Genomic DNA, 7214 nt, shown 5'->3' with positions numbered 1-7214 from the left:
GAAGATCACCCCATCCCGTCTCTCCCGGCCACCATCCTTGCCCGGGCTTAAACGCTGGAGCCACCAACGGTCATCAGCGCTCGACGCTTCTGCCTGCCAAACCGGCAGCGCCATCGAATCTGCCCCACTTACCGCGGCGACAATGTTAAGTTTTGCAGCCTGTGGAATATTAACCTTATGAAGTAACAACGTAGTTTTCCGTAATGGAAGAGAAGTGGCATTTAACTTCCGTCATGAGATCCCATACTACACGGATCAAGCATCGGGGTATAGATGGATTTGGAGCCGCAAAGACCTAAAATGGAACAGATCAAAACCAAGTCCGGAGATTTGCCCATGCCGACTGCGATATTCACGGCCGACGAACTGGTGGTGATCCGCCGCGCTTACGCCCATCAGGTGGTGGCAACCGCCCCAACGACGAACCCGCGGATCGAAGCTGCCTTTGCCGCCGTCCCGCGCGAAAAATTCCTTGGTGCGCCGCCATGGCAGATCTCCAACCTGGGCGGCGGATATCGCCCCCTCCCCTCCTCCGACTTGGTTCTGGCCTATCAGGACGTGCTATTCGCCCTGCAGCCCGACAAGGGTGTCAACAATGGCAGTCCCTCACTGCATGCCCGACTCCTGGCGGAACTGGACGTACAGATCGGCGATCGCATCGCCCATATCGGCGCCGGCACCGGTTATTACAGCGCCATTCTTTCGGAGCTTGTCGGCGCTTCCGGTCATGTCTATGCCGTCGAGATGGATCCCGATCTGGCTGCCCTCGCTCAAGCAGCGCTTGCTGATCGGGCCAATGTCAGCGTCATTAACGCCGACGGCAGTCAATGGCCGCAGGAAGAGGTGGATGCGATCTATGTAAATTTCGCCGTCGCGCGGCCCGCGGAACCCTGGATCGAAAGGCTTCGACCCGGAGGGCGCCTCGTGCTGCCACTCGGCGTACCGCGCCAGGACCGACCGCCGAAAGGCGGCCGTCACGCATCCCATGGTGCTGCACTTCGTATCGAGCGCGGCGAGGGTGGATTTGCGGCGCGTTGGATCGGTACAGCCTATTTCGTCTGCGCCAATGGTGGATTGACAATCGACGATAGCGAGATCGAGGCGCTGACCGGCGCCTTCAGGCGCGGCGGCATCGAGTTCGTCAAAAGCGTGCTCTGGAAGACGGAGCCGCGGACAGGACGCTGCTGGTATATCGGCGACCAATGGGCGCTTTGCTATGATGACGTCTGAAACATCCGCGCCGGTTCCGCGAAAGTCGGCCACCTCGCCTCAGCGAGCAATATAGCGCGCCGCGGCACCGAAGAGCTCGACGTCCTCGACACCATCCTCCTTTCGCCCGGCGCGATCAGTTCGCCGCACCTCTGGCCGACGACGACGTCGCCACGCTCAAACATCCGGCGCAAGGCACGGGGGAAACACGCCCAGGGCGTCGACATCAGATCTAGCTATCAAAAGCTTGGTGCAGGCTCACCACCGGCGCGCCCTCGCCTGTCCGGCACCGAAAAGCCTGCCGTCGAAATTTGCGGCCCATCATCTTTGAAGTTGGACCAAGCCCGCCGAGGATCCGGGCGGCGGCCATGCCGGCTGAGGTGGAGGCAGGATTACGCGCCAACGGCTTATCGAAATCAGTGAGCCGCATGAGCCGGACAGGCCCCGCCGTCGGGTGACCTGCTGGTCGATGCGAACTTGCCGGCGCGATCCCACTCCGGCCTTCGACGCCCTCCTGGACGGCGGCGCTCAGACCGGCGGTGAAGACCTGCAAGCGATGGCCCTCGATCGGCGATGTTCTCGGCGCGTGGTTCGCGCGCTGGCCATCGGACGAAGATGGCCGATGGCGGCTCCTCTGCTGGCGGCAGCACGGCAGCATGACACCAGCGACGCGGATTGGAGACGCGCGCAATTGATCGCCGCCGCCGGCGTCCCAAACTGCCAACACACCTCACTTGAGGCCTGGAGTGATAAGAATGGAGGACCAGGAGACGTTCCCTGCCTGGTGACGACAGTGGGTCGCCGAGACGACAAAAGCCCGGCGCGGGAGAGATGCGCCGGGCTTCGATAGTGACCGACGCTTGGGAGGAGAAGTGCTGTCCGTCGGACCGAAGCGGCTAGGAGGGGAAAGCGCTTCGGTCCGTCACGAGGTAATGCCGCAATGCGGCAAATTCAAGCCTGGCGGTTGCCGCGGATGTCGCAGACGAAGGGTCAGGTACGCAGCCTTCGTTCGCACGCGACCGGGCCTGGGCCTAGGGTTGTCCGCGGACAACTTGCCGAACAGCGATTCTAGTGGAGGGAATTTTCCGGTTCCTAGCGAGCCGATCCGCCCACCACAAAGTGATTGATGAGGGCAGGGGATCGCACCCCCGGTGCGCCAAGATCTGGACGTGCGAATGGAGATTGCCTCAAATGATCGATGACGATCCGCCCCGGACCTGCCTTGCCCAACCCTTCGCCCGAGGGTGTGGCCTCGCTTATCTCCACCTGACTGACGGCCGAATTGACTGAGATGCCGAAGAAGGCGATCACCAAGCTGGCCGATCTGCCGCCGATCACCAACGACGGCGACAACATCCGGCCATCCGCCCCACCGCATGCGGACGTCGTCGCCGGCCTTTAGTTATTCGCTGCCTCATTCGAGGCTTCGGCCTTTGGCCTGCAAAACTCAGGAAGGAGGACCAATCGGCACAGCTTGGACGGACGAACCGATCGATGCAGCGCAAGCTGACCGGATAGTGGATTCGCCGCCGTCACGTGCCACTCTCTCCAGCTTCATCCGGAGGCGCTTGCAGGGACCTCGAAGGGCGGGGCTGCCCCCGCCCGATCAACTGAATTGAACGGGCAACGAAGTCACCTGATCTGAGATTGCCGCCGAAGCGTTGCCGCTAGCCAGGCAGCCTTGCGTCGAGCGACGGACGGCCTCGATTGCGCCTGGTCCAGGAGGCGCGAGAGCAGCGAGGATGACGGCGTCGCGACCGTCCCGCCATCCCTTGCCGCGGATCTCATTCGATGAGCGAAGCCGCAGCGCCGACAGCCCCACAGCTTGTTCTAACGCATTTTGCTCCCCGGGGATCAGATTTAGGCATTGCCGACCTGTCGACTGACCCGATGGGGCTCTTCGGAACCCTTGGAGCCGACATCCATGCCTGTTCGGCAAGGGGAATGAAGCCACTGCTCTACGATATCAGGCACAGCCATCGAGGCGGCAGCAATACCGCAAGTCCATGGCATCCATCAGCGAGCGATATCGGGGATCTTCTCCCAGCGCGCGGACTAATTGATGCGGAGGTTGGTTCATGTGCAAACGAGCTGACGGCTACCACGTTGATCATCCGGTTGTCCGCGGACAACGGCACGATCAGGCAACATTCGGCGCGCAGTTGCGGTTTACGGATTCTGCTGGGAAAGGCCGCAGGGTCAGTTGCGATACGCCACTGAGGACGGCTTCTGTGGCGATAGCCGACCGACAGAACGCTGCCTCACTGCCAGCGCATTTGGTTCTTTATGCGATCGAACTGAAGGGGTACGCGACAGGGGAGGGGCTGCTTTCGACCCTACAGGATCGGCGGCTCACAGTTTAGGCTTTCGGGGCGCGTCAGCTCGTTGCGAACGAGTGGCCGCTGATATCTACCGTCCGGCAGCGCACGTGACACACCAGCGGCTGTCGTCGATTTTGCTTGCGGCAGCAAGCCGAGCGTATGTGGGAACGGCAGCTTCGGGTTCGTTTTGCTCTGGGATAGCCAACCGCGGCGCGAGGGCCGCGACGTCATGTCAGATGGGGCGGCGCCCGTGATCGATGCACACTATTTGATGACGCGCAGATCCTCGCTCTCTGGCAATGTGGAAGGTCTGTTTATCCCGGCCGGTATGCCAGGAGATGATCCTGCGCCTTTGAGCAGCGCGCCGGAGATGCCCAGCAATGAATGGCCGGAGCAACACCTCTAGTGATTGTCGGGGAGGGGCCGTCTATGGCAAATAACGCCAGGCTGCGAGCTGACCGACATCAGGAGTAGCGCGCATCCTGTCGCCGTCTCCTTACCGCGCAGTTGCTTTCGCGTGGCGACCTGGTCGATCGCGACGCGCGTTCTGCCGATTGCCGAGACGCCATCAAGCAACCGTTGAGGYCATCGAGATCGCGTCGGCGGGCAGGCGGTGCCTCGGTCTCGACGACGCTTGCTCATGAGGGATGCCGAGCGAATGCAATCGGTCCGCCAGGGGCGGACCCCGGTATTTGCCCGTTGATAACGTAAACGGCTATTGCAGGCCATTGTCGCCGGCGCTATTGTTTTGTCAGGCTTGCTGCGCAGCGTGTCGCCTGCAGGTGCATTGGCTATTGGGCGTCGGAATCGGATAGCAGCAGGTGGAATTCAGATCCAAGCCGCGCTTCCGATACGAGTTGCGGACCAATTCTACCGCCTCGCGGCCGCCAAACCGCCCTATCGGTAGACTTGTTGAAAACACGCTCAGCAACGCGGTAACGAAACTAAAGTCCGGATTCGCTTCCATATCAGGATGTGATCGCAGCATTATCAATAACTTATAATTGTTGAAACGAGTTAGGATCCCTTGCTTTGGGCAATCCTGAGCGCAGCGGCGGCGCGGCTTGACGAGCCTCAATCGTTTGCAATCCCTGTTTCCTGACCCGACTGGGAAAGGACTGATCTCGGGGCTCGCCTCAAATGTCCGCAGGAAAGCAACGGYTTGCATCCTTTAGCGGTACCCTGCGTTATCTCCGCACCAGATCGGAGAACATCCTCATGCCAGATGTACTTCACCCCAAGAAATTCCCCTTTGCGGCGACAATGTTGGCCGCAGCGATTGGCGCATTTGTCTTGATGCAGGCAACTGAGCGCAGGTCGGTCGCCCTGTCTGCGGATACCGGCCACGCAGGTGACGATCATGGCCGCAGCGCCAGCGTGCCCGAGGCTATCCCTCTCAGCGGCCTTCGCGACGTGTTCTGGCGCGTCTTCCACGAGGTCCTCGCCGACCGGGTCACGCTGATTGCCGCGGGCGTGACCTTCTATCTGCTGCTGGCGCTGTTCCCAGCCATGGCGGCTTTGGTATCACTCTACGGGCTGGTTGCAGATCCGGCCACCATATCCGAACACCTTCGCGAATTGGCTGGCCTCATGCCATCGGGCGCGTTCGATCTTCTTGCCAACCAGATCGAGGAGCTCGTCGGCCGACGCGACGCTACGCTCGGCATCACCTTTTTCCTCGGCCTCGGCATCGCCCTCTGGAGCACGCATAGCGGCACGCTGGCGATCTTCGACGCGATGAACGTGGCCTATGAGGAGGAGGAGAAGCGGGGGCTTGTCCGATTGAACCTGATCGGCCTCTGCTTCACCTTTTGCGCGGTGCTTTTGACGGTGGTCATGGTTGCGCTCGTCGGGATCATGCCGGTTGTCCGCTCCTATCTCTGGCTCGATCAATTCAAGGAGCACATGGCCCTTCTCATGCGATGGCCGCTGCTTCTGCTGGTCGTCGCGGTGGCCGTTACATCAGTCTACCGCTTCGGCCCCAGCAGGGAGCCTGCCAAGCTCCGGTGGATGACGTGGGGCGCTGCTCTGACCACGGTCGCCTGGACYGCCATGTCCCTCGGCTTCTCCTACTATCTGGATCATTTCGCCAATTACAACGCGACATACGGCACGCTCGGCGCACTGATCGGCTTCCTCATCTGGATCTGGCTTTCGGTCGTCATTCWCATCATCGGAGGCGAGCTGAACGCCGAATTGGAGCATCAGACCGCGAAGGACACGACGACGGGAGCGCCGTTGCCGATGGGATCGCGCGGGGCCTATGTCGCGGACACTCTGGGCAAGACCATGAGCTGACCGCGATGATTGCTCCCCTCATATCGTTTTGATGTATTCTGCCATTTCTGCAGTTCCGACAGAGGAGACGATGATGACCGCCCCGCATCCTTCCAAAACCCATATCGGCAATCATGCGCTGCATCCCGAGACGCAGATGTTGAATTACGGCTACGATCCGGAACTCTCGGAAGGGGCGGTCAAGCCGCCGGTGTTCCTCACCTCCACCTTCGTGTTCAAGACGGCCGAGGATGGCCGCGACTTCTTCGATTATGTGTCGGGCCGCCGCGAGCCGCCCGAAGGGAAGGGGGCGGGCCTCGTCTATTCACGCTTCAACCATCCAAACAGCGAGATCGTCGAAGACAGGCTCGCCGTCTACGAACGGACGGAAAGCGGCGTGCTGTTTTCATCCGGCATGGCGGCGATTGCCACCACTCTGCTCGCCTTCGTCCGGCCGGGGGATGCGATCCTGCATTCGCAGCCGCTCTACGGGGGAACCGAAACATTGCTGGCAAAGACTTTTCTGAACTTCGGCGTCGCCGCCATTGGGTTTGCCGACGGCGTCAGCGAAGGATCGGTGCAAAAGGCGGCAGAAGAGGCGATGGCCAAGGGCCGCGTCTCCGTCATCCTGATCGAGACGCCTGCCAATCCGACCAACAGTCTGGTCGATGTCGCGATGATCCGACGCGTGGCCGACATGATCGGCGCAAGACAGGGCCATATGCCGATCATCGTCTGCGACAACACCCTGCTCGGACCGGTTTTTCAGCGGCCGATCGAGCACGGCGCCGATATCTCGCTCTATTCGCTGACGAAATATGTCGGTGGTCATTCGGATCTGATCGCCGGCGCCGTTCTTGGTCGCAAGGCGGTGATCAAGCAGATCAAGGCCCTGCGCGGCGCGATCGGCACCCAGCTCGATCCACATTCCTGCTGGATGCTCGGCCGTTCGCTGGAAACGCTGCAACTGCGCATGGAACGGGCAAACAGCAACGCGCGAGCCGTTGCCGACTTTCTGCGTGATCACCCGAAGGTCGAGAAGGTTCACTACCTGCCCTACCACGATCCGGAATCGCCGGCCGGCCGGACCTTCATCGCGCAATGCACCGGCGCGGGCTCCACCTTCTCTTTCGACATCCGCGGCGGCCAGCCCGCCTCGTTCAAATTCCTGAATGCGCTGCAGATCTTCAAGCTCGCGGTCAGCCTCGGCGGCACGGAATCGCTTGCGAGCCATCCGGCCACCATGACGCATTCCGGCGTGCCCGCCGATGTCCGCCAGCGCATCGGCGTTCTGGAATCGACCATCCGCCTTTCGATCGGTATCGAGCATCCGGACGATCTGATCGCCGACCTGGAACTGGCGCTGCACGCGGCCTGACGCCAATCGCAGGGCGTTATTGATATCAA

General features: G+C 61.3%; 4 protein-coding genes. 3 read left to right on the top strand and 1 reads right to left on the bottom strand.

The window, feature by feature from the left end; translation table 11 throughout:
• The coding region (locus tag AC1ECN_RS33370) for a hypothetical protein (protein WP_477955397.1) at positions 1–189 on the bottom strand (189 nt) is incomplete at its 3' end.
• Between the two features lie 147 nt (positions 190–336).
• Between AC1ECN_RS33370 and AC1ECN_RS33365 the strand changes: the two genes are divergently transcribed.
• The 3 genes from AC1ECN_RS33365 (at position 337) to AC1ECN_RS33355 (ending at position 7185) form a co-directional block, all read left to right on the top strand.
• Positions 337–1230: a protein-L-isoaspartate O-methyltransferase family protein gene (locus AC1ECN_RS33365; protein ID WP_024321620.1), complete on the top strand. Its 894-nt coding sequence runs from the start codon at positions 337–339 to the stop codon at positions 1228–1230.
• Between the two features lie 3518 nt (positions 1231–4748).
• A complete protein-coding gene (locus AC1ECN_RS33360; RefSeq protein WP_477955395.1) occupies positions 4749–5828 on the top strand; it encodes a YihY/virulence factor BrkB family protein in 1080 nt (359 codons plus the stop codon).
• A 73-nt stretch (positions 5829–5901) separates the two neighbouring features.
• Complete coding sequence (locus AC1ECN_RS33355) at positions 5902–7185, top strand: cystathionine gamma-synthase family protein (protein ID WP_130765701.1); 1284 nt, start codon at positions 5902–5904, stop codon at positions 7183–7185.
• Positions 7186–7214: the final 29 nt, after the last annotated feature.

It is taken from the genome of Rhizobium sp. 01N447_2 (assembly GCF_056399245.1).
Note: the sequence above shows the minus strand (reverse complement) of the source record. Positions and strands in the feature narration are given on the sequence as shown.